Origin of the sequence: Bartonella sp. AC70YNML, assembly GCF_042196545.1 — a bacterium.
Lineage (GTDB): Bacteria > Pseudomonadota > Alphaproteobacteria > Rhizobiales > Rhizobiaceae > Bartonella.
Genome location: NZ_JBHIQK010000009.1, coordinates 39,636 through 62,249 on the forward strand (window position 1 = coordinate 39,636; position 22,614 = coordinate 62,249).

14 protein-coding genes are annotated in these 22,614 nt (G+C 36.0%); 6 read left to right on the plus strand and 8 right to left on the minus strand.

Translation table 11 applies throughout. The annotated features are described in order from the left end of the window. Positions 1-4 precede the first annotated feature (4 nt). From coaD to ACFIMU_RS06910, 5 genes are all read left to right on the plus strand, one after another. A complete protein-coding gene (gene coaD, locus ACFIMU_RS06890; RefSeq protein ID WP_375606667.1) occupies positions 5-523 on the plus strand; it encodes a pantetheine-phosphate adenylyltransferase in 519 nt (172 codons plus the stop codon). Beyond that, the gene (locus ACFIMU_RS06895; RefSeq protein WP_375696932.1) at positions 513-1,106 is read left to right on the plus strand and encodes a peptidylprolyl isomerase; all 594 of its coding nucleotides are present in this window, start codon (positions 513-515) and stop codon (positions 1,104-1,106) included. The genes coaD and ACFIMU_RS06895 overlap by 11 nt, the downstream gene beginning before the upstream one ends. A gap of 18 nt (positions 1,107-1,124) precedes the next feature. Further along, positions 1,125-1,637 carry a peptidylprolyl isomerase gene (locus ACFIMU_RS06900; RefSeq protein ID WP_375606665.1) on the plus strand — a complete coding sequence of 171 codons (513 nt, stop codon included), beginning with the start codon at positions 1,125-1,127 and terminating at the stop codon, positions 1,635-1,637. A gap of 2,385 nt (positions 1,638-4,022) precedes the next feature. Further along, complete coding sequence (gene tgt / locus ACFIMU_RS06905; RefSeq protein WP_375695422.1) at positions 4,023-5,141, plus strand: tRNA guanosine(34) transglycosylase Tgt; 1,119 nt, start codon at positions 4,023-4,025, stop codon at positions 5,139-5,141. 1,283 nt (positions 5,142-6,424) lie between these two features. Next, on the plus strand, positions 6,425-7,624 hold the full coding sequence (locus tag ACFIMU_RS06910) for an MFS transporter (RefSeq protein WP_375606662.1): 1,200 nt from the start codon (positions 6,425-6,427) through the stop codon (positions 7,622-7,624). 44 nt (positions 7,625-7,668) lie between these two features. On the opposite strand, the gene ACFIMU_RS06915 is transcribed toward ACFIMU_RS06910, so the two are convergent. Both ACFIMU_RS06915 and ACFIMU_RS06920 read right to left on the minus strand, forming a co-directional pair. Continuing rightward, a complete protein-coding gene (locus ACFIMU_RS06915) occupies positions 7,669-9,096 on the minus strand; it encodes an MFS transporter (RefSeq protein WP_375687121.1) in 1,428 nt (475 codons plus the stop codon). A 116-nt stretch (positions 9,097-9,212) separates the two neighbouring features. Then, on the minus strand, positions 9,213-10,427 hold the full coding sequence (locus tag ACFIMU_RS06920) for an NADP-dependent isocitrate dehydrogenase (protein WP_375614544.1): 1,215 nt from the start codon (positions 10,425-10,427) through the stop codon (positions 9,213-9,215). 865 nt (positions 10,428-11,292) lie between these two features. Here ACFIMU_RS06920 and ACFIMU_RS06925 point away from each other — a divergent pair. Beyond that, positions 11,293-11,703 carry a crossover junction endodeoxyribonuclease RuvC gene (locus ACFIMU_RS06925; protein WP_375696945.1) on the plus strand — a complete coding sequence of 137 codons (411 nt, stop codon included), beginning with the start codon at positions 11,293-11,295 and terminating at the stop codon, positions 11,701-11,703. 1,270 nt (positions 11,704-12,973) lie between these two features. On the opposite strand, the gene ACFIMU_RS06930 is transcribed toward ACFIMU_RS06925, so the two are convergent. The 6 genes from ACFIMU_RS06930 to ACFIMU_RS06955 form a co-directional block, all read right to left on the minus strand. Beyond that, a complete protein-coding gene (locus tag ACFIMU_RS06930) occupies positions 12,974-17,941 on the minus strand; it encodes a DEAD/DEAH box helicase (RefSeq protein WP_375696933.1) in 4,968 nt (1,655 codons plus the stop codon). Positions 17,942-18,483: 542 nt separating this feature from the next. Continuing rightward, positions 18,484-18,996 carry a DUF3987 domain-containing protein gene (locus ACFIMU_RS06935; RefSeq protein WP_375696934.1) on the minus strand — a complete coding sequence of 171 codons (513 nt, stop codon included), beginning with the start codon at positions 18,994-18,996 and terminating at the stop codon, positions 18,484-18,486. Between the two features lie 810 nt (positions 18,997-19,806). Then, positions 19,807-20,310 (minus strand): hypothetical protein, encoded by a 504-nt coding sequence (locus ACFIMU_RS06940; RefSeq protein WP_375607526.1) that lies wholly within the window; start codon positions 20,308-20,310, stop codon positions 19,807-19,809. Position 20,311: 1 nt separating this feature from the next. Next, positions 20,312-20,869 carry a hypothetical protein gene (locus ACFIMU_RS06945; protein ID WP_375609631.1) on the minus strand — a complete coding sequence of 186 codons (558 nt, stop codon included), beginning with the start codon at positions 20,867-20,869 and terminating at the stop codon, positions 20,312-20,314. Beyond that, a complete protein-coding gene (locus ACFIMU_RS06950) occupies positions 20,857-21,714 on the minus strand; it encodes a hypothetical protein (protein ID WP_375696935.1) in 858 nt (285 codons plus the stop codon). The genes ACFIMU_RS06945 and ACFIMU_RS06950 overlap by 13 nt, the downstream gene beginning before the upstream one ends. A gap of 163 nt (positions 21,715-21,877) precedes the next feature. Further along, positions 21,878-22,603: a hypothetical protein gene (locus ACFIMU_RS06955; RefSeq protein WP_375696936.1), complete on the minus strand. Its 726-nt coding sequence runs from the start codon at positions 22,601-22,603 to the stop codon at positions 21,878-21,880. Positions 22,604-22,614: the final 11 nt, after the last annotated feature.

The window sequence follows — 22,614 nt, forward strand, 5'->3', positions numbered from 1 at the left end:
AATCATGAAAATTGCTCTTTACGCAGGTTCGTTTGATCCTCTTACAAACGGTCATCTTGATGTTTTAAAAGGGTGTTTTGTGTTAGCTAATAAGGTGGTCGTCGCTATAGGTATACAGGGTGACAAAAAAGCACTCTTTAGCTTTGAAGAGCGTGTTGGTTTTATTACCCAAGTAGGGAAAGACTTTTTCGGTGCAGATTCTAATCGGTTGCAGGTTCTTTCATTTAATAACCTTCTCATTGACAAGGCACGTGAAGTTGGTGCTTCATTTCTCGTTCGCGGATTACGTGATGGTACTGATCTTGATTATGAAATGCAAATGGCAGGGATGAATGGCATTCTGGCTCCTGAATTGCAAACTGTTTTTTTGCCCGCAAGTGTTTCTGGGCGTGCGATAACGTCTACATTGGTACGTCAAATTGCCTCTATGGGAGGTGATGTGACACCATTTGTGCCGCCCAATGTTGCACAAGCTTTGCGCTCGAAATTCCAGTCTTTAGAGGAGAATAAGTGTGTCTCGTAGAATTTTTGCTGTTTTGATATGTGTGTTTTGTTTTTTTTCATTGTCCGCTGTCGCTGGTAATTCTAGTCCAGCGAGTGATTCAAGCCTTCTTGTTTTATCTCTCAACAACGGTGATGTTGTTATTCGCCTGCGTCCTGATTTGGCACCAAAACATGTTGCGCAAATCAAAAAACTAACAGAGGAAGGGGCCTATAATAATGTTGTGTTTCATCGTGTAATTCCTGGCTTTATGGCGCAAACTGGTGATGTAGAATTTGGAAAAAAAGGCAGTAGAGATTTTGATCTGAAACGCGTTGGTATGGGGGGATCAAATTATCCCAATATACCGGCTGAGTTTTCAAAGCAGCCATTTAAGCGTGGTACTGTTGGGATGGCACGTTCACAAGATCCAGATTCCGCGAATTCTCAGTTCTTCATTTGTTTTGATGCTGCTGCTTTTTTAAATGGTCAGTATACGGTTGTTGGGGAAGTAATAAAGGGGATGGATGTTGTTGATAAAATTAAAAAAGGTACCACAAGTAATAATGGATCTGTAGAAAATCCAGATGTTATTAATGCTGCTACTTTACAAGTTGATAGATGAAGCAAAGGAGCTTTTCATATGATTGAGGATAAAAATCCGGAAAATACTTTAATTCTTGAAACAACAAAGGGCAGAGTTGTTATTGAGCTTTTTGCTGATTTAGCGCCTTGTCATGTTGCACGTATCAAAGAACTTGTCCGTGAAGGTGCTTATGATAATGTTATTTTTCATCGCGTTATTGATGGCTTTATGGCGCAGACTGGAGATGTGCAATTTGGAAAGAAGGATGGTGAAAAATTCAATTTATCACGTGCTGGTATGGGGGGGGCAGAAAAACCAAATTTAACAGCAGAGTTTTCAAATCTTTCTCATAAGCGTGGTACAGTTTCTATGGCACGGAGTCAGAATCCAAATTCTGCTAATTCTCAGTTTTTTATTTGTTTTGCAGATGCTCCGTGGCTTGATCGTCAATATTCCATATGGGGGCAGGTTGTTGAAGGTATGGAAAATGTTGATAAAATTAAACGTGGTGAACCTGTTGCAGACCCAGATTCAATTACCAAAGCCATTATTGCTGCGGATGTAGAATAGTATAAATTATACTGGTTTCAATTGTAAGTTGCTAAGAGAAAATTCTCCTATCTGATATAGGGTGGTGATCAGTGATTACAGCTTAAATTCCTAACAGAGTTCAGCTGCTATGCCTTTATTCTTTCTACCAAGTTTCTTTTAATTTATGGATTTAGAGAATTTTGTTTGCTGTATTGGGGAAAGGTTGTAATTTGTTTGGGTGTTTTCTCGAACGAAGAGACAGCTCAATTGGGTGGAAGACGTAAAGATGAAAATAAAAGGCTCATCTTGCTCTCTCCTTTTTAATTCAGCTTTACTTTTTCAAAAGTATCTAAAGCAATGTCTTTTAAATAATGAAGATGACGCATTGCCTTATGCTTTGGTTCCTCTTGTTTTTTAATAAGAGGAACACTCATTACGTGGAATAGAGCGTCCCAAATAGAGTTGCGCATTTACGCGCTTTTTTAAAGAAACATCTCTCAGTCTATTCCAACATTCATTTAAACTCCCTCATCTTTATGCTTGTGAAGGAGCAAGCCAGTATCATCATATGCTTTTTTCAGCCTCCAATGTTATAACAGAGCCTTTGGTATGTGTAGTTTGACAGTAAGTTTCGCAGTAAGTGGGAAGAGGTGGGATTAGTTAGGAATGCGTGATAATTTACTATTTTATGTATAAAATTTAGCATTAAATGCGTATTTTGTCAAAATGGATTTTGACACTTGAAATTGCCAAAAAGAGCTAAAAATAACGAAATTTGGAATTTTGGAGCAAAAATGATAAAAGGCTTTGAAAGATCTTTTAAAATCCTTTGAAGATTTTTAAAAAGTCTGTGAAATCCCAGAAAACCGCCTTTGAAGACCCTTTGAGAGCCCCTTAAAAATCATTTGAAAAAAATAAATTGATGCAAAACCCGATGATAAGCTACAGTATGTGAGAATCTTAAAAAAGTGCTTTTTTTTAGTGTTTTTATTTACACGTTAATCTCTCTTGTGATGTGCAAGAAAATGATTTTAGTTATTTTAATATATACAGATTTACAATAAGAGAAGCTATCCCTTCATTCAACATATAGAAATGAATTATTATTATAAATCAATGTATTGATGCTGTTTCTAAATATTGTCGTTAATAGGATATTCTATCAAAGTTTGGCTTTTACATCTTAATACGGTTTGTTCGATGTAATTTGAGTATGAATAGCCTATTTTATTGTACTTACTATTTATAGGGTTCGTCGTTTTTTAAAATTGTTTTTGCGTTTCATAATAGGTGGTTCATTTTATTTTTATCCCATGTGGGTAATGATCTTACAGTTTAATTAAGGATTTTTCCTGTTAGATTGAATGAATTATTTTTTCATGCTTGTGCTTTTTAAAAAATTTTGATGAATCTATCAATGTGGATGATACAAGGTAAGGTTTTAAAATAGAGTATTACATTTGTGATGTTGGTTGTCTTGTACAATCTGGAGAGCATTTTAACGCCATATTATATGAATATATTGCGCAAGATAATGAAAATGAAATCATGATTTTTTTATTTGCAATTACAATGGAGCAAAGATGTAATCTCTAGGCTTGTGTTTTATGAAGTTATATCTAAATAACTTTAGAGATAGGTTTCTTTCTAGATTAGTACATTGATTTATAACGGATAAATTATTATTTTGTCCATTGAAAGAGCGCTTTGAATATTGTAAGATTTTCTTATTTCAATTTCTCTTATATTGACTTCTTCTCCATCCTAAAGGGTGAATTTTCTACAAGTGTCGGTTTGTAAGCCTTTCTTTTTTCACGGTAGGGGTCTCTTACAGATTATTTATGCGGTTGAATTAATCAAAATCATCCCTTTTGCTCGTCACAAATGAGATTGGCGTGGGGAAAAACTATTGGAAAAAGCTCCCTTTTATGAATTATCTCAAGGGCTATCTCAATGTTGTGAACGGATAAATGATAATATGCATTTGCACTTTTATTAAGCGTAAGGCTCTCGGTGCCCGATAGATGAAAATTTTTTATCTGTAAAAGTGAAGAATATTGGAAGTTGTATAATATTTTCAGAATTTTCTTCTATTCGTACGAAATGATTACTTATGAAAGTACGTAAAGATGAGATTATTGAGATAATAATTTTGCAGTTCTATTAAGGCTTTAGTGTGTTAAACGTAGGTATTTTGAGGCATGATATTTAAAGATTTTGCTATTTTTCTGGAGCTAGATTATTTCTTTATTATGGTGATTTCTTCATAACAAATGCTCTTTTATCTCGTTTAATTTTTTATGCTGGTTACAATATTAAGCGAATCAAGAATTAATTCATAAAGCTTATGACAATGCTCGTAAGGGAGGTATTCTTTCTCTTTCTATAGAGATATGCATTGATGGAATCAAGAAGACGAGAATGATGATAAAGACATTTCATTATAGAAAAATTGCTCAAGATGGATGTGCACGTCGAGGCGAAATTATAACGGGGCGAGGATGCGTTCGTACACCCGCATTTATGCCAGTTGGGACGGCAGGAACCGTTAAAGCTATGTATATGGATCAAATACGTGATCTTGGAGCAGATATCATTTTGGGAAATACTTATCATTTAATGTTACGTCCAGGAGCTGAACGTGTTGCACGTTTGGGAGGATTACACGAGTTTTCACGCTGGAGCGGACCTATTTTAACTGATTCTGGAGGCTTTCAGGTGATGTCGCTGGAGGGAATCCGTAAAATTACTGAACAAGGTGTGATTTTTCGCTCTTACATTAATGGCGCTTACTATGAAATGAGTCCAGAGCGTTCTATCGAAATTCAAGGGCTTCTTGATGCGGATATCCAGATGCAGTTGGATCAATGTATTGCATTACCTGCCACTGAAAAAGAGATGGAAGAAGCTATGGAACTTTCATTGCGGTGGGCGCAGCGTTGTAAAACAGCTTTTGGGGATCAGCCAGATAAAGCATTGTTTGGGATTGTTCAAGGGGGTGATAATATGAAACTGCGTGAACGTTCTGCTCAAGCATTAAAAGAAATGGATTTAAAAGGTTATGCTATTGGAGGGCTTGCTGTTGGTGAGCCGCAGAGTGTTATGACAGCAGTGTTGGATACTACTTGTCCGATTTTGCCAGAGGATAAACCGCGCTATCTTATGGGAGTAGGGACACCTGATGATATTTTACAAAGTGTTGCTCGTGGTATTGATATGTTTGATTGTGTTATGCCGACGCGTGCAGGACGTCATGGTTTAGCTTTTACACGCTTTGGTAGAATTAATTTGCGTAATGCGCGTTATGCAGAAGATCCCCATCCTCTTGATCCACAGTCACTTTGTCCAGCAGCACGTGATTATAGTTGTGCTTATTTGCATCATTTGATCAAATCTGGTGAATCTCTTGGGGGGATGTTGTTGACTTGGAATAATCTTTTTTATTATCAACAACTTATGCAGGGAATTCGTGATGCCATTGAGGAAGGTTGTTATGCTGATTTTTGCGCTGAAGCGCGTGCTTTATGGACACAAGGACGCTAAAATATTAATCGTAATATAGCACCTCATTTTTTTATTGAATTTATTCTCGCACTTACAAATTTAGCTAAAAATATGAAATTAGAAATATCTTCCAAAATTATAAAATCCACTATCTTAAGATATAACAGTGCGGTTTTATAGGGCATATATTCTCTTTCTAAGTACTATATAAAACAGAAACTGTTACTCCGGTACGCGCTACCTGATCCGGAGAAAAACAGTTTTTCTGTTTCTGATGACTGTTTACAGCAACAATGTTAATGAGGCGTTAGCGAACTCTTAAAGAAGTATGAAAATTGTACTTTTATAAGCTACTTGGTATTTTTTATTACTAAAGTTAAAGAATGGATTATATACAATCGAACAGATAAATTTTTAGAAAATTAAAATAAAGTTAAAATAAAATTACAACATTTTAAATGTTGTAATTTTATTTTTTAATTTTTCATATATAAATATTCTTTAAAATATATTTATGTAATATTATTAATATTATAAAACTATAGATATAATGTTATAATAAATTAAATATTAATCACGATAATTGTCATATTTATAAAATATCAATAAATATACTTATACAAAATTTGTTATATTTGTTTTTTGCTTTGTTTATAGAATTTATCTGAAAATAATCATAATATATTTATGTGAATATTTTAATTTACAGATAGTGAGTTAGATATCTGATGCGATTCCTCTGTTAGATGAGGGAGGGCTAAAGATGCCTAAAAGAGGGTATTTAATAAATCTAGAAACCAAGCACTATTATCATGAGAATTTTTAAAAAAATTTATAATAATTTATAAAAATGGCATAAAGTTGAAATTATAACTTATCGATTTGGAGGGGCTGTATTCAGGTAGCAAAAATAAAGCAACAATAATTTTAGGGGAGACGTTTTATCTTTGTATCAAAATAATGATGAGATATTATTCACTTGTTGAAATGCATTCTTCAGCAAATTTTAGAATTATTTATAGGATATAGTATGTTGTTGCAAAATAAAGCTTTCATTGTAAAATTACAATGACTGAAAAGAGGAGGTAAAGTTTATTATCTGGCAGATCTGATAAAAATAGGTAAATACGTCTGTGACCTTGAGGTTTTCAAAGGTTTTTCATTAAAGAATCTTACTTAAAGCTTCATAAAATGCTTTATATATCAAAATATTTCTAAAATTTTATTAGGGACTATTGGGCATGCGTATAACAATGTTTTGAATTTTTGTTTGTGTGTATTACAGATATCTACAGTTAAAACTCCTATCCAGAAGTGATGATATGAAGGATTTTTATCAACAAAAGGTTCTTGCATTGGGAATTGATTCGAGAATACGGCGTTTAATAATTTTAGCTCTTGCTGTGGGGAGTTTTGCTATTGGTACTGCAGAGTTTGTCGCAATGGGGCTACTACCAGAGATGGCACGAAGTTCCTATGTTGATATTCCTACCGCTGGTCAATATATTTCTGCTTATGCATTAGGAGTTGTGATTGGAGCACCTCTTTTAGCTGTGGCAACAGCTCAGGTATCACGCAAAACTGTTTTGATAGGATTGATGCTTTTTTATGCTTTAGCAAATATCGCTAGTGCCTTTTTTTCTGATTTTAGCATATTAGTCGTATTACGCTTTCTCAGTGGACTTCCCCATGGAATCTACTTTGGACTTGCGGCTATGGTTGCCTCTTCAATGGTCGAAATGAAAGAACGTTCTAAAGCTGTTGGATATGTTATGCTCGGCTTAACAATTGCAACCGTTTTGGGAGCACCCAGTGCTACTTGGATTGGTCAACTTATTGGTTGGCAGATTGCTTTTATCCTTGTGGGTATGATTGCTTTATTGTGTAGCTTGCTTATTTGGAATTTTTTTCCTTGTGATTCAATTTTTCCAAAAACGAATCCTTTGCAAGAAATGGGTGCATTAAAGCAAAAGCAGGTGTGGTTTCTTTTGTTGATGGTTTCGGTGGGAGCGTCAGGATTATTTTCTGTTTTCACTTATATCAAGCCAACGTTAATGCATATTTCTGGTGTTTCACTTGAGTTGGTACCATTTATCATGCCTTTAGTTGGATTGGGTATGGTGGTAGGAAATCTCTTGGGGCCTAAATTAGCCGTTAAAATTGGTATTTCGCCGATGATATTTTTTTCTATGCTTTGGAGCGTATTTGTTTTTTTTCTTTTTTTCTTTTTATCCTATGCTCCGTTAACAGCGGCAATAGGATGCTTTTTTGTTGGAACTTCTTTTGCTGCTATGCCTTCTATACAAACAAAAATTATGGATGTTGCACTACAGGGACAGATTTTGGCAGGAGCATTAATGCAGTCTGCTTTTAATATTGCCAACGCTCTTGGTGCAGAATCTGGAGCATTAGTTTTAAAATTGGGCTATAGTTATGAATATACAGCTGTTTTAGGAAGTGTTCTAACTTTGTGTGGATTAATGGTTTTTTGCATCTCATGGTATATGGAGAAGCATGCTTAATATTTTTCATTTTTTAAATGAAGAAGGAATTTTTATATTTATTTTTAGTTATTGGAATGTCCTGTTGGGTTTTTTAATATGCAGTAAGAAATGCGCAGTGCTAATGGAATAGCAAGACAAAATAAAAGACCCATGAGCACTATAAGAAGAGTTTTTGCTGCTAAGATCATTCCTATTGTTCCTCCAGGATTAAAGAGGCCAGCAAGATTGGTGATGACTCCTGCTAGAGTTGCACTTAAGGCCGCTGAAAATAGTTGTACAGAGGTAAGGGATTCACTGGCACGGAGAGCATCTTCATCATTTGCACATTGTAAGATCCTTGTGAGCAAATGTGGCCATGCTATGCCCGCACTGATTCCAATAGAAAACAGTGCTAAGCAGATCATAAAAATATATTCAAGTGTGGAAACTTTTGTTGGAATGAGCCATAAAAGAATAGCTATGCCTAATAGTTTTAATAGGGGGGAGTATATAATGATGTTGCGAATTTTTTTTGCCGATACACCAGCACTTGAGAGGGCTCCACATGTCCATCCTAGGCTCATAAGTGCTGCTATGTAACCAGCAAGAAGTGGAGTTTGTCCATGAAGCTCTTGAAGAAAAAGTGGGAAATAAAGCTCCATACTATATACGACTGTCGTCATAACGAGTATTAATGCGTAAACAGGAAAAATTTCAGAAGAAAAAGAAAAGGATTTGCGTGGCAACATAGGATGAAGGGTAGATGATTCGATCTTTGCTAGGACAAAGAGGAGACTAAGTCCGATAACTAATCCGCAAATTTTGGCCATTGTTGTGTCCATAGCTCCTCCAACAGAAATGATAAAAATCAATAAGGTGAGTGTGAGAAGCTGGAGCAGAGGGAGAGGGGTTGTTGGAATATAATTTTCATTCTTTTGGGGTAAAAATTTAAAGGCTATGAGTGAGAATAATATAGCTAATGCACCAATGATCCAAAAAGATGCTCTCCACATGCCATAATATACAGAAATTCCTCCGATTGCTGGTCCTAACAAGGTTGATATTCCCCACATTCCAGAGATGACACTTAATGCGTGTGACCATAAAGATGGACTGAAAACAATACGTACCATGGAATAGGATAAGGATAACAAAGAACCACTTCCAAATCCTTGAATAAAACGTCCTATTAAAAATAATGGCATAGATGAAGAAATGCTGCACATGAAAGTGCCTAGGGTAAAGATAAGTCCAGAGAGAACATAAGTGTTGCGAGGACCTAATTTCCCTAATATTTTTGTTGCAAGTGAAGTCCCAAGAAGTGAAGCTGTAATAAAGACAGTTGCCACCCAAGAATAATATATTTCATTGCCAATATGATTCATAAGAGAGGGCAAAATAGTAATAACAATATAAACGTTGGTAGCGTGTAACACAACACCGCCTATAAACGTCAAAAAGCAAAGACCATTTTTACCTAATAAAAGCGCAGACCAGCTTTGTTTTTTCACTGTTTTTGCTATTTAATAAAATTTATCCTCTTTTTATTTATAAGGCAGTTCTTTAAATTTGCCAAGAGAAATTCAAAGCTCTGTTTAGAGCTTTGAATTTTAATTTAAGTAATAACTTAATTGCCCATTGCTTTTTTGAGATTCTCATCAATTTTATTGAGGAAACCTGTTGTAGAAAGCCACTTTTGTTTAGGCCCAATCAAAAGTGCGAGATCTTTAGTCATAAAACCTTCTTCGACGGTTTTAATACAAACTTCTTCCAATGTCGTGGAAAAGTTTTTTAACTTTTCATTGTTATCTAGTTTAGCACGGTGCGCTAGTCCACGCGTCCATGCAAAAATAGAGGCAATGGAATTTGTTGATGTTTCTTCACCTTTTTGATGCTGACGGTAATGGCGTGTTACGGTGCCGTGTGCTGCCTCTGCTTCAACAATTTTGCCGTCAGGTGTCATGAGAACAGAAGTCATGAGACCCAGAGAACCAAAGCCTTGGGCAACAATATCAGATTGGACATCACCATCATAGTTTTTACATGCCCATACGTATCCACCTGACCACTTTAATGCAGAAGCAACCATATCATCAATAAGACGGTGTTCGTAATATAATTTACGGTTTTCAAATTCATTTTTAAATTCCGTATCGAATATTTCTTGAAAGATATCTTTAAAACGACCATCGTAAGTTTTTAGAATGGTATTTTTTGTTGAAAGATAAACTGGAACATTTCGTTGTAGTCCATAATTAAAGGATGCGCGGGCAAAATCACGAATTGACTCATCAAGGTTATACATAGCCATGGCAACCCCTGCGCTTGGAGCATCAAAAACATCATGTTCAATAACTTGATTATCATCACCGACAAATTTAATACTTAATTTCCCTTTTCCTGGAAATTTAAAATCTGTTGCCTTGTATTGATCACCAAAAGCGTGACGTCCGATAATAATTGGCTTTGTCCAGTTAGGAACAAGGCGAGGGACATTTTTACAGATAATGGGTTCGCGAAAAATGACTCCTCCTAAAATATTGCGGATTGTGCCATTAGGTGATTTCCACATTTTTTTTAGGTTAAATTCTTTAACGCGTGCCTCATCAGGTGTGATGGTTGCGCATTTTATACCAACCCCATATTTTTTGATAGCATTGGCAGAATCGATAGTTACCTGATCATTGGTTGCATCACGATTTTCGACGGAAAGATCATAATATTTTAGATCAATGTCGAGGTAGGGATAGATTAATTTATCTTTGATATATTTCCAGATGATGCGGGTCATCTCATCCCCATCAAGTTCAACAACGGGGTTTTCTACTTTGATCTTTACCATTAGAAATCCTTTTTCTTTTAAGCGATACTATTTGTATAACACTTTCAAGTTTATAATGAAAAGTAAAAACAGGGGAAAAAAGCATTCAAATATGAGCTTTTAGAATATATTATCAATAGAGTGTAAAATTTTGTTGGAGGGTTTAATTTTTGAAAAGAAGTGATGTGTTTGCAAATCTATAATTATTCTATGATTGATGAGGAATCTGTTTAATAGATTAAGGTAGTTAGATCATCGGGGGATCGAGATTATACATTTTTATTATCAGAGATTCCATTTAATAAGTTGATCGTATTCTGAATTATAGTTTCTTGATTTGTTGTGTTAGGTGAATAAGAAACTATTTTTATATTTCTATTTCAATTTTAAGCTTACGGTCTGTTTGTTTATAAAAAGTTTAATGTGATAACAATGGCACTGTAATTAGAAATGCTTCATATAAAATGCGTTTGGGATAAACTTCAATTTTGAAGGTTGGAAAATACGCAAGGATATGACTTATAAAATTACCGTATCGCGAGCTAGAATCTTCTAATTTTTATGTTTTATCGATTCTTATTGTTATTAACTGTGCGCAGTAAAGCACTATCCTCGAAATGCAACAAAGAAATTAATCACCTAATGATTCTTGTATCCTTTTTACGAAGAGATTCCTTTTAAAATCTTATTCCCTCGTTTTTATTTATGCATCCCTCATTTTTAAAAACACAAATAAAATGAATATATTACACATAAAAAAAAGAAACATGGTACGCTTAAGGGATCTACAACAGCATTTTCGTAAAAAGAGCAATCTTATAAAACACGTTTTGTATGGAGAGGCGTGGTAAATAACACGATTATTTGTTTTGATCTAGGTACGAAGATGGGGTGGGCGATACGTGGTGCAAGTGGTGACATGTTCAGTGGTACCGTGAATTTTCAATCACGCCGTTTTGAAGGCGGTGGAATGCGTTACTTGCGTTTTAAGCAATGGCTTAATGAAATAAAGCAGACAGCAGGTCAAATTGACGCGGTGTATTTTGAAGAGGTGAGGTGTCATAAAGGTACAGATGCCGCGCATATTTACGGTGGTTTGTTAGCAACGTTAACGGCGTGGTGTGAACAGCATCAGATACCGTATGAGGAGATAGCAGTAAGTACGATTAAGAAAGCGATGACGGGGAAGGGGAATGCGTCGAAAGAAGAGATGATTAAGGCGATATGTTCCAAAGGTCATGCGCCTTGTGATGATAATGAAGCAGATGCATTTTCAAAGACGCGCGCTTTGTCATAAACCCAGCAATTTCCTTTGTGAGATAAGTTGCTTTCCTTTTCAATAAAGCCGCCTAGATCGCCAGCTTTAACATCCCCAAAATCTCTTAAAGCACAAATACGATATAAGAAATGACCAGCTACGCAATCCATTTCACTAGTAAATTCATATTTTTTAGATATTTTTTTGTATTTTTTAAATTTAATTGTGTATTAATGTTATCATGTGCTTATGAAATGCTTCTTTTATATTTATATGCTTTTAGAGCTATATTATGGCTTTAGAAACGATTGCGTTATGCTTTGAATCTATATACATTTATAATATTTAGAAACGCTCTCATAATGCGTATTTTTAGCTTTATAACCTATCATTTTTTTACTAAATGAATTTTAAATTTTTTGTGAATTTTGTTTATAAGAGGCTTTAATTTAAACGACCTTAATAGCACCACGCTCTTATAAAAAATGCCTTCATTTGCATTTTTGCTTTCTCTATAGCTGTTATGTTCTTTATAGCCATGGCATCATTTTCCATTTTCATAAGAGAAATGATAAATAGAATATATGATAATTATGATTTACTGCTTTTTATGAAAACATCTAAAGAGAGAATGATAATTATAGAGATGAGCAAAATCCCTTTTAATAAACTTTTGTCATTTTTGTCAGTTCTTTTTAGAACCTATATCATTTTTTTTAAATGATAAAAAATTAAAATCATTATATTTCAATAAGTTAAGTTTTATGAATTTTTCAAAATACAACTTATTAAAACATCCATAACAAATAAATACAACTGTAAATATATATTTGTCAGTTTATGTCAGTACATTGAATCGACAAAAGTGATCATTTAGTGAATGATTAAAACATGTCTTATGAGAGTATATAACCTTTAAAGCCTTTCAAAAGATAGTTTGTAACTCATAAGAAATGTTATCAAGACTTTTATGGTACTTAGTTTTGAGGGTTTTAAGAACCTTCAAAACCTATAAGTAATATAAGAAAATGAATATACATAATTCTGTTTAAACAAAGCTTTTGAAAAGGATAAAGCTATCATTTTAGATTACGGTATAATCTTTTAAAGGCAATGTAAAAGAAGCGTATTCACTTTAAGATGGGATTTTTTAAAAGTCTTAAAGCAATCAAAATAAGAGTATTTAAAAGTGGAAATGATTTCTTTTTTAGAATAACGCATATTAGGATTGTATCTAATCAACTTAACAAGAGAGGTATAGATTATAGTTATAAGATTCTATACCCCTTGTGAGTTTAGCAAGCCAAGTCTATTCAGTTTCTCTAATTTCTAGTTTTGGTAGGTTCTTAACGATTTTCATTGTCTCTAAACTTACGGTAATAACCCTCTGAAATAACTCTAGAGGGTAGGCAGGGTTGCCAATGGTTTCAACAGCATAGCGATTAGCATCATTAACAATGCCACTCTTTTTATCGGTCTTAACACATTGACGCCCTATAACCCATTCAAGAGCTGGTTTACCATTAACGATATACTCATAAGCTTCAAGAGGGATATCTGTTATGGTAATATTGCTATTGTAAATAACTGTTGATTTATCTTTCTCTTTACCTGCTTTTGCAAATTGCATTTCAGTCACATAATAGAATTTTTCGGGATTAGAGATCTCTGTAACTTTTGGATTACCCTTTTTAAAAGTTACTGGATAAGGCTCTACATCTTCATAATTTACGTGCAAATGACCTAGTTCACGCCCTGCTGTTACAAACTTCCAAAAATCCTCAGCACTCTTTACGCAAGGAATGCGAGGTAATTCTTTGCATAAATTATGAGCATAACGAGCACGATAATCTTCCGAATGTAACAATCCGTAGACGTAATAGAACAAATCATCTTTAGTGATTTTTTCATTCGGATAAGCAGCTTTAAAATGTGCTAATCCTTCATCAGTAATGGCATCACGCCTCTGTAAACCAGCTATTTTGCTGTCTTCTGTAGAATTTGTAAATAAATGGGATTGTTTTTCACTTTTACCTTTTGAAACCATAGTATCTTCATAAATATAGCGTGGAAAGCATTGGCTACCATCTACCATATTCACATCAGGTACATTTTTAGCCATTAAAATAGAAAAACCACATCTTGCTCCTACAGTAGAAATCTGTATTACCTTATTATCAACCCCTTGCTCTATCGGAAATATACGCGGCATTCGGTAAACACCGTCGTTGAAATCCCGATTATAATAAAGCCATTGTTGTGTAAAAGGACGATAAAGGCTTTGCGTAAGGCAAGCACCTTCAAAGTTAAAAGTCTTTCCTTTGTCCAAGTCTCGTTTGAGATTATGACTCCAACTAATTTTGCTTTCATCCAAATTGACAAAATTATTTACAGCATTTTTACGTATCTTGCGATCAACATGTTCATAAGCATTATTAAAACGTTCCACTTCCTTATTATAGAACGTGATCATATTACTCATGTTGTTAGCTAAAGCTTTATAGCTTGAGTGATAAACCCAAAGATCACGACTCGTCATAATACCACGAGAAAACGTTTCAAAGAGTTTTTTCCCATGGGGTTTTTTATCACCTATAGCTAAGAATGTTTCAAAACTGTTATCACGTTGATTAATCCAATCACCATGTTCATCCGGTGTAATCATTTGCCAACTTGATTTATTAGCTATACCACCAATACTAGTAAAGTATTGAAGCATCTCAAGTTTTTTTCCGGTGGAAAGATTATTACCAATATCATGATAATAAATTTTACACTCTTCAGAAACATTAGAATTTTTGATAAATAGCGTTACCGCAATACCAGTCATACTACCATTGCCAAAGACATTCTCTCCTTCTTCAGCTTTCCCGTTGCTTAACATATTTTTGCGAAGATCACCCCGTAAATTAAGTACATAAATACTTGTAAACTCTTTGGCTAAAGATTTTCGTAAACTGTCCATTGTTGGCTTTTCTACATAACCAGAACCAGAAACAAAACCAATTACCCCAGCATTATCAATACGGTCACTAGCCCAGCGAATGGCACGGATATAACTATCATAAAGCGCTCGTATATTCATTACTTTAGATTGAGCAGCGTAGGTTTCACGAATACGATTATCTAGGATAGGATAAGGGGTGTTTTTTGCATTATCGTTTTCATTCTTTTGTCCTACTGAATAAGGGGGGTTACCAAAGATAACTTTAATATTTAGATTTTTCTGATGTTCCAAATATTCACTGTTTTCTTTGAGTATACCGTCGATCAAGTTTTTTTCTTTAAGCGTCTGAAACGTATCAGCCAAACCAATATGCTTGAAAGGAATATATTCACCTTTCATAAGACTATGATACGTCGTTTCAATGTTAATCGCTGCTATGTAATAAGCGAGTAAGACAATCTCATTGGCATGGATATCATGACGGAACTTGTATTCCATATCCTCTGGTTTGATGAGATTGGATTGTAATAGCCTTGTGATAAAGGTACCCGTTCCAGTGAAAGGGTCAAGAATAGAGACACCTCGTGACCCTAAGCTTTTTCCAAACTCATTACGCAACACATCATCAACAGAATGAATGATAAAATCAACGACTTCAACGGGCGTATAAACAATCCCAAGCCTATCCGTGGTTTTCTTAAATGCCTTGGCAAAAAAACTTTCATAAAGCTTGATAATAAGATTCTGTTTGGCATGAGTTTCAGTAATGCCTGCTGTATAGAACGTGACACTTTTGTAAAATTTATCAAGATCTTTCGTTTTCTCTTCGATATTGGTTTTATCCAGTTTAGTTAAGATCTTGTCCATTGCTTGCGAAATAGCATTGTTCTGTACAAATTTATTGCCTTCAAACAAGGCTTCAAACACGGGACGCGTGATAAAATGTTGTGCAAGCATCTCAATCGCTTCCTCTTGCTTGATTTCACTGTTGACGTTGTTCTTTAATTCCTTATGAAAAGCATCAAAGGCGTGAAAGGCTTCACTCTTTTCATCGGAAATCATATCTTTAAGATGATTGATATGGTTTTGAGCAATCTCAGCAACATTGTTCGCCCATATGCCCCAATAATCCGTGATTTTAAAACTATCCAGAAAAATGGCTTTGACAAAATCAAAAAATTCAGAACGGCGGAATAAGTCTCCTTGTCCTCCAGATACCGATTGAGATTTGCTTTCTGCTGTTCCAATCGTGCGTCCAGAACTTTCTGCTTTTGATTGGATTGAGATCTCATCAATCGTTGTGGTGAGTTCTTTTAATTCATCGGCTCGTTTAATTTCTATAATCTCAATCGTATGGCTGCTATCTTGTCCTAAAGACATTTGATTAATTGTTCGTGCAAGCCTTTCATCATGAGAATGTAAAGCATGCAAAACTTGCCAAACAACACGATACCTCTTATTATTTTTTAAAGCCTTTTTGGCTTCTAAGTGTGAAGGAATGATAATGGGTAAAATGATATAACCTGTTTTCTTATTTGGAGCACGACGCATCACACGTCCTACCGCCTGTATCACATCCACTTGGCTATTACGCGGGTGTAAAAACATGATGGCATCAAGAGCAGGGACATCAATCCCTTCAGACAGACACCGAACATTGCTTAAGATCCGACAAACATTTTGACCCGCATCTTCTTTAAGCCAATCCAATTCCTCATTGCGTTTTTTGACGCTTTGCGTTCCGTCAATATGTCTTACTTCACAGTTTAGAAAGGGAACGGTTTGAAGGAAATCATCAATATGAGATTTGATAATTTTATTGAAGAGCTTTGTGATATATTGAGAGGTGTTGATATCTTTGCAAAAAGCTAAAGCACATTGCATGGGCTCTGTATCATCATCATCAACAGCGGCTTGCTTATCTATTTTAGTCAGTGCTCTATAACAGCCAATAATTTTTGCCGCATCATCTAAATCAATTTCACGGTTTTCATTGGCAATAATCTCTTGTATGGCTGGTGTGATATAGGTTTCATCAATTCCCAAGACCACAATCTTGTAAGGGGTTAACAGTTCATTATCGACAGCTTCCGCGAAGGTATAATGATGGAGTTGTTTACCAAAAAGGGTTTCATCATCCATAGATGCCAAAACAGCATTAATCTCATCAGCGCGCCTTTTAGCAGTGTCACTAAAGATACGAGGCGTTGCTGTCATATACAGACGTTTTTTGCCCCAAATGATGCTGTTATCATGAACCTTGATAAATTCAGATTCATTGTCGTCAGTTCCCAATGAAGCCCCCGTCGTACGGTGTGCTTCATCACAGATGATCAAATCAAATTCGGGTAATCCATGATCTTTTTGTGCATCCGAAATCACTTGGATAGAATGATAGGTTGAAAAGACCACCGTCATTGCATCTGCTAGGTTTCCACGGGCTTCTTTGGCAAGGGCTTGAGCATCCGTAGTAGCAGGGAGAACAAGATCTGATGTTTCCATGCCTATAATATCATCTTGATTTTTACGACGCTTTCCTACTTTCGTATCCGAACACACAGCAAAAGAACGCAACGGGATTTGTGCATCGGCTGTCCATTCACGGATTGTTTGCGAGACTAAAGCCAGAGAAGGCACTAGAAACAAAACACGCTTGCCTTTCCCAGCAAGGGTTTCTGCTATCTTCAAACTGGTGAAAGTTTTGCCCGTTCCACATGCCATAATCAGCTTGCCACGGTCTGCTTCTTGTAAACCTTCACAGACTTTCTTGATGGCTTCTTCTTGATGGGGACGAGGCTTTTTTGTTGATTTCAAAACCACTTCTTTTTTTGTTGCAAATATTTGCCAATCTATCCGACTGTTTTCCATATGACGAAGGTCAATACGATAAACGGGTATCGCTTGTCCTTTAATCATAGCATTCACATTGTCACTTAATTCCACTTCCGTGCTGTCAACGAGAAGACGATATTTAAAGATGTCTTTTCCAGATGCCGCGATAAAGCTATCAATATCCTTTTTACTGATCTGATGATCTGCTTGATAAAACTTACATTGAATAGCGACATAGCTCTCTTGATGACGAAGCTTGGCAACCAGATCAATGCCGATATCATTTTTATTCCAATCTTCACGCTCTTTAGCCCATTCATAATAGCTCTCAACTTTTTCGTATCTCCCATAGTGGAGAGGGTCATACATAAGATATTTTGTCACAAAATCTTCAAACACTTTCCCCCGTAGAGCATTTGATGTTGCCTGTTCACGATAGGATTGTAAAAGGGAGCGTAAAGTGAATTGTTCATTATCAGAATGATGAGAGCGAAGCATAAAGAATAAACTCCATAACTATCTACGATACAGATTAATTCTCTTCAAAAGAATCGAAATGAAGCTTATTAAATCCATTTTGAGCAAATGGTGAAAAAAATGTAGAAAAATGCGAAAAAACGGATAAATTTTTTCAAAAGGGGTTTTTAAAGGCTGTTTATCCACAGCCCATGACACAACGTAAGATCAGCAGAATAGTAAAATTTGCTATTTGTTTTATGAAAAAAGACAAATTCGATAAGTGCTTTAAAATATCATAATGAGTACTTTGATGCATTTTATAGAGAAGTTTTGAAGGTTTCTCAAACTCTCAAAATACCTTCAAAATCCCTTTAAATATATATTATAGATTGTATTTACGTGTTATGTTTTTATATAGATTGTATCTTTAAAATGCTAATATATTGAAATATAATGACTTTTATTTTTTGATTGAAAAATAAATATATAAAGGGGGGGTAAAAGGAACCCTCAAAATACTCAAAACTCATAGATAAGGCGTTCTTTGAAGGTTCACTCTATGAAATACAAGGGTTAATGACTCAGTGTGATGTCTTATGGCTTTTCACTAAAGGATTCCATTCATAACGTATGGTAGGTCGACCGCTTTTAGGGGTATTATCTTCAGAGATTTCACGAATATAGTTACAACGGCATAAAAGCTCTATAGCTTGTTTAACGGCTTGATTGTCTTTTAAAGAGGTCCAATTTCTTTGATGAATATCGCGTAAAGTAAAGACATCGGGCAAATGATCACAACGCTCGACAATTAATTTTGCACTTTCTGCTGTTAATGTATCATGCGCTGTATAAAGACGTTTGGCATGGCTTAACAGATAACTTGTCCAACGCAACGCTGTTGTGATGGCATAGAGTCCAATTTCTAAACGACCACCGTCAAGAAGTTCAAAAATCAATGCAAGACTTGCTATGGTCTTAGGCATTTTTAAAAGATGCGCTTGTAAGCTTTCTGAGTAACTACCTCCTTTTGCCTCTTTATGAAGATGCTCTAACCATTCATAACATTTCACTTGAGCTTTAGGAGAAAAACGCATGACAAGCGGGTGTTCAGGAGAACCAAGGGGTTTATATCATAATGAGAACGTATTAAGCTAAGAGGAGATGCCAAATTCTCAAAGGAGAAGTGCAATGCACCTTTACGAGTTTTTTGGAAGATTTCTTGGTACGGCACGCGATACATCAGTGCTAACGTTCTCTTAAAAAACACACAGATAATTAATCAGCTTCAAAAAACAACCTTACCAATGAAGTACTAGCTAGAGGGTTGCATGCACAACGCAATAATGGCACACTAATTCCCACAAGCGTGCTTCACATATCGTACGCGTAGCCTGTACAGAGTCTACCGCTCCTAAATACTCAGACGTAATGCTACTGGATCGTACAGTGACCGCAGTTGCACCCTTAAACACCGGTTCCTACCATATCATAATGCTTGACAAAAGCATCATGCCATCATAGCAACCGCTTTGCGTAGGGGTTCCACAACATAGTTCTACAAATTGTTGACGCATTGCCAAGCTAACAGTTTTCTTGCCCACCTACGCCAATGAGACCATCACTATCCTCTTTTTGAATCGTAAAACAAAATGATTTCCCATGAGCGATAAACCATCTGCTCAAAGTCCAGATAGCTCAAACTCATAGCATTCTAAACCTTTAGGCTCGCTCTTCCCCCAAGAGAGCATAGTCAGATATATCACTTCCCTCACCTATTCACGCGCTGGGATAAAAAAATCTGAAACTACGAGGCAACGCTGCATTTGTATGCAGCGTTGTTGTTAGGAATAAGCTTCTATTGAGATAGTTCTAATGGGAAGCACCCACAGCTAATGGTATAGGGATTAATTTGGATTCTTTCGAAATGCTATATATAAATTTAATGTGCCGCCCCACAACACACCACCAGTAAACCCACTTAAAAGACCAAAAAGAAGGTTAAAATCAAATGCATATTTCAAATCAGGTACAACCTTGAGAAAAACAATCAATGTGAATTTGATGACAAAAGCGATAAGAATAAATGTCAGCGTCAACGGCGTACCAGGCAGAATAATGAAATCCGTTCCCTCTTTGATTTTTAAACGCGCAGTAGCACGCCAGAGCAACCATCCAACGCCAAAGCCGATCATCAGCCCTGCCAACATTGAGACTGCTCCCCAGCGCGGGAAGGCCAGCTGGTTAATCACATCGCTTGCACCCAAAAAAAGAAAGACTAACGGCAAGAGAAAAAGGCGGTAAACCTTCGTTTCCCTATCTTTCAATGCGATTATTCCCCTCGCGATGAGAAAAATAAGCAAAATCCAAGCCCATAAAGGGGTTCCGGTCAGAATGTTAAACAATGACATATTATGCTCCATGATGTTTGATGCGATAAAAATATTGCATGATGTTAGGAAGATATTTAGAAAAAAGAATACCAGCACAAATTAAACCCATAGTGATTAACCAAATCTGGGGGGTCCATGTAAAAAAAGCCACTAGAAGACCATTGGCAAAAAAGATGATTACCCAAATACATGTAATATATTTATTGATGAGATAAAATAGGATATGTTTGCGTTTTTCTTCAGAAACACTAGCACTGGCATAAAAAATGGTAAAGGGTTTCTTTACCAGCAAGCTAATCAATGAAACCAGAGCAAGTGACAGATAGCAAAAAACTGTGGGGTAGTTCAGTAAAAGTGTAGACCATCCAGCGAAATAATTAACAAACAGGACAATAAATGTCAGAATGTTAGTAATCATCACGGGTTCTCCCTGTCGGATAATTTTAATATTTACAGCAATAATGAACAATAAAATCACAGTTAAGATGAGAGAGCGTTCGACCAGAGTTAAAACGTTTCCATTGATAACCCAGGAGTAAATACTCCACGGAATAAAAGAGATTATTATGTTAAACATGGTGCATCCTCCTTTTTATATTTGATAGAAAACTTACCGCAAGTGCTTCGTTTTTTAGTTTCCGTATGAATATAAAAAACGCCACCCGGTTCACACTCTGTATCCTGTTTAATGGTCAACTGATAGGTATCTCCCGGATAAACTGCTTCAATGAACTTTACTTTTTTTAGCGCAACAGATGCGATATTTTTCGTCCTATCCTGCGTGGCTAAAGCCAGAACCATCTCAATCAATAGTGAACCAGGACATACGGTGCGGGAGGGGAAATGTTCCTCAAAAAGCGGGTGATGCGCATTAAAGGAAAAAGTACAAGAATCTCCGGTTATGGAGGAAATCTTACATAAATCGCCTAGTAATGGAAGAGCGACTTTCTGAGAACACGAGCCAAGGAAGTAGACTTTACTGACCATGATGATTACCTGCGCAAAAACGGCCTTTCCATTGTCATATGTGCTAGCCTTACAGTGAATACGGTAGGCCTCATTAATGCGTTCAATATGTCCTTCAACGCATAATCGATCGCTATCATTTATATCAAAAGTGCACGCCGAGATGGCGCATAATGCCTTATACAAGCTCTCCATGCAACTAAATATCGTAGTGCATAGCAGATTGTCCAGCATCTGCCCTGCTGGAAAGTCCGCGCATTTTTCACAGTAATCTAGCATAAATGGCCTCGGTAGTTTTTTCTCAATAAATTCGATATCAACCCCGACAGACTGAATCCGCGGATCGTTATTAACCAACATAATACTTTCACTCCGTCCATGGCTCATAGAACTGTGTGACATCTTTACATCTGGCAGAATCCATTTAAATATATCGACAAAAAGCACCTTCGCCATTTCACGCTGAATATCATTCTCGATGTACGCCTCATCAATACAGGCAAATAACGATGAAGCCTATCAATAGCTAAAAAATAGGTATAAAAAGAATGGCTCACAATGCACAGATAATTGTTTGCACGGCGATTAACATACACTCTGCTCATACCATGAGCTTTATCTACACGGTACATTTTATTTTCCCTGTATTTGTCGTGGCAATTTTTCTGATATTTACTTTAAATGCATACTGATACCATTTATCAGTCAATAGTTTAGTAATGGCTTTAACCTGCTCACTATTTGCCGACATATCAAGGTTGAGATAAAGATCTCCGTTCTGTGCTTTTGAAAAGTAATGTCTTAAACATCCAGCACACTTAATAATGTCATTTGAAATCAGTTGAACTGGGATAAACTTACCATTGTGTTTAAACTCATTAACGGCTCTGGCTATCCAGTAATAGCATTCGGATTCATCTTTAACAAACAGGTCGCCGGAATCAAACCATTCATCACGCGGCTTTAATTTCAAGGAACTATCAACATAACCATCACACGCGAAAGGCGTTTTATAAAACATACGGCGCACTGAATCAGAAGAATCCGCCCGATCAATGGGGCGCAAATCAATTTTTATATCACTCACCAAAGCCTTACCCGGCGCTACAACGCCATATTTACTGGTTCTTTCAATATCGCGTAGCGAGCAGATCTTATTATTAAACAAGCGCGGTCCGGATTCGGTCTGACCGAAGTTATTCCATAACGTCGTACATGATGAGAGGATACCCGATGCTTGTACGGTGAGCAAACGGTCGGATGCATTCAAGATATTTTGCACATGGATTCGGCTTTTGGTAAAAATGTCGCTTACTGCCAGCATCCAGTCACCGATTAAAGGCAAGTTGGCAATGC

What these genes read in the sequence shown, in the direction of transcription:
- coaD (WP_375606667.1), top strand. Translation starts at nt 5, where the DNA reads ATGAAAATTGCTCTTTACGCAGGTTCGTTTGATCCTCTTACAAACGGT.
- ACFIMU_RS06900 (WP_375606665.1), top strand. Translation starts at nt 1,125, where the DNA reads ATGATTGAGGATAAAAATCCGGAAAATACTTTAATTCTTGAAACAACA.
- tgt (WP_375695422.1), top strand. Translation starts at nt 4,023, where the DNA reads ATGATAAAGACATTTCATTATAGAAAAATTGCTCAAGATGGATGTGCA.
- ACFIMU_RS06910 (WP_375606662.1), top strand. Translation starts at nt 6,425, where the DNA reads ATGAAGGATTTTTATCAACAAAAGGTTCTTGCATTGGGAATTGATTCG.
- ACFIMU_RS06920 (WP_375614544.1), bottom strand. Translation starts at nt 10,427, where the DNA reads ATGGTAAAGATCAAAGTAGAAAACCCCGTTGTTGAACTTGATGGGGAT.
- ACFIMU_RS06925 (WP_375696945.1), top strand. Translation starts at nt 11,293, where the DNA reads ATGGGGTGGGCGATACGTGGTGCAAGTGGTGACATGTTCAGTGGTACC.
- ACFIMU_RS06930 (WP_375696933.1), bottom strand. Translation starts at nt 17,941, where the DNA reads ATGCTTCGCTCTCATCATTCTGATAATGAACAATTCACTTTACGCTCC.
- ACFIMU_RS06935 (WP_375696934.1), bottom strand. Translation starts at nt 18,996, where the DNA reads ATGCGTTTTTCTCCTAAAGCTCAAGTGAAATGTTATGAATGGTTAGAG.
- ACFIMU_RS06940 (WP_375607526.1), bottom strand. Translation starts at nt 20,310, where the DNA reads ATGTCATTGTTTAACATTCTGACCGGAACCCCTTTATGGGCTTGGATT.
- ACFIMU_RS06945 (WP_375609631.1), bottom strand. Translation starts at nt 20,869, where the DNA reads ATGTTTAACATAATAATCTCTTTTATTCCGTGGAGTATTTACTCCTGG.
- ACFIMU_RS06950 (WP_375696935.1), bottom strand. Translation starts at nt 21,714, where the DNA reads ATGGCGAAGGTGCTTTTTGTCGATATATTTAAATGGATTCTGCCAGAT.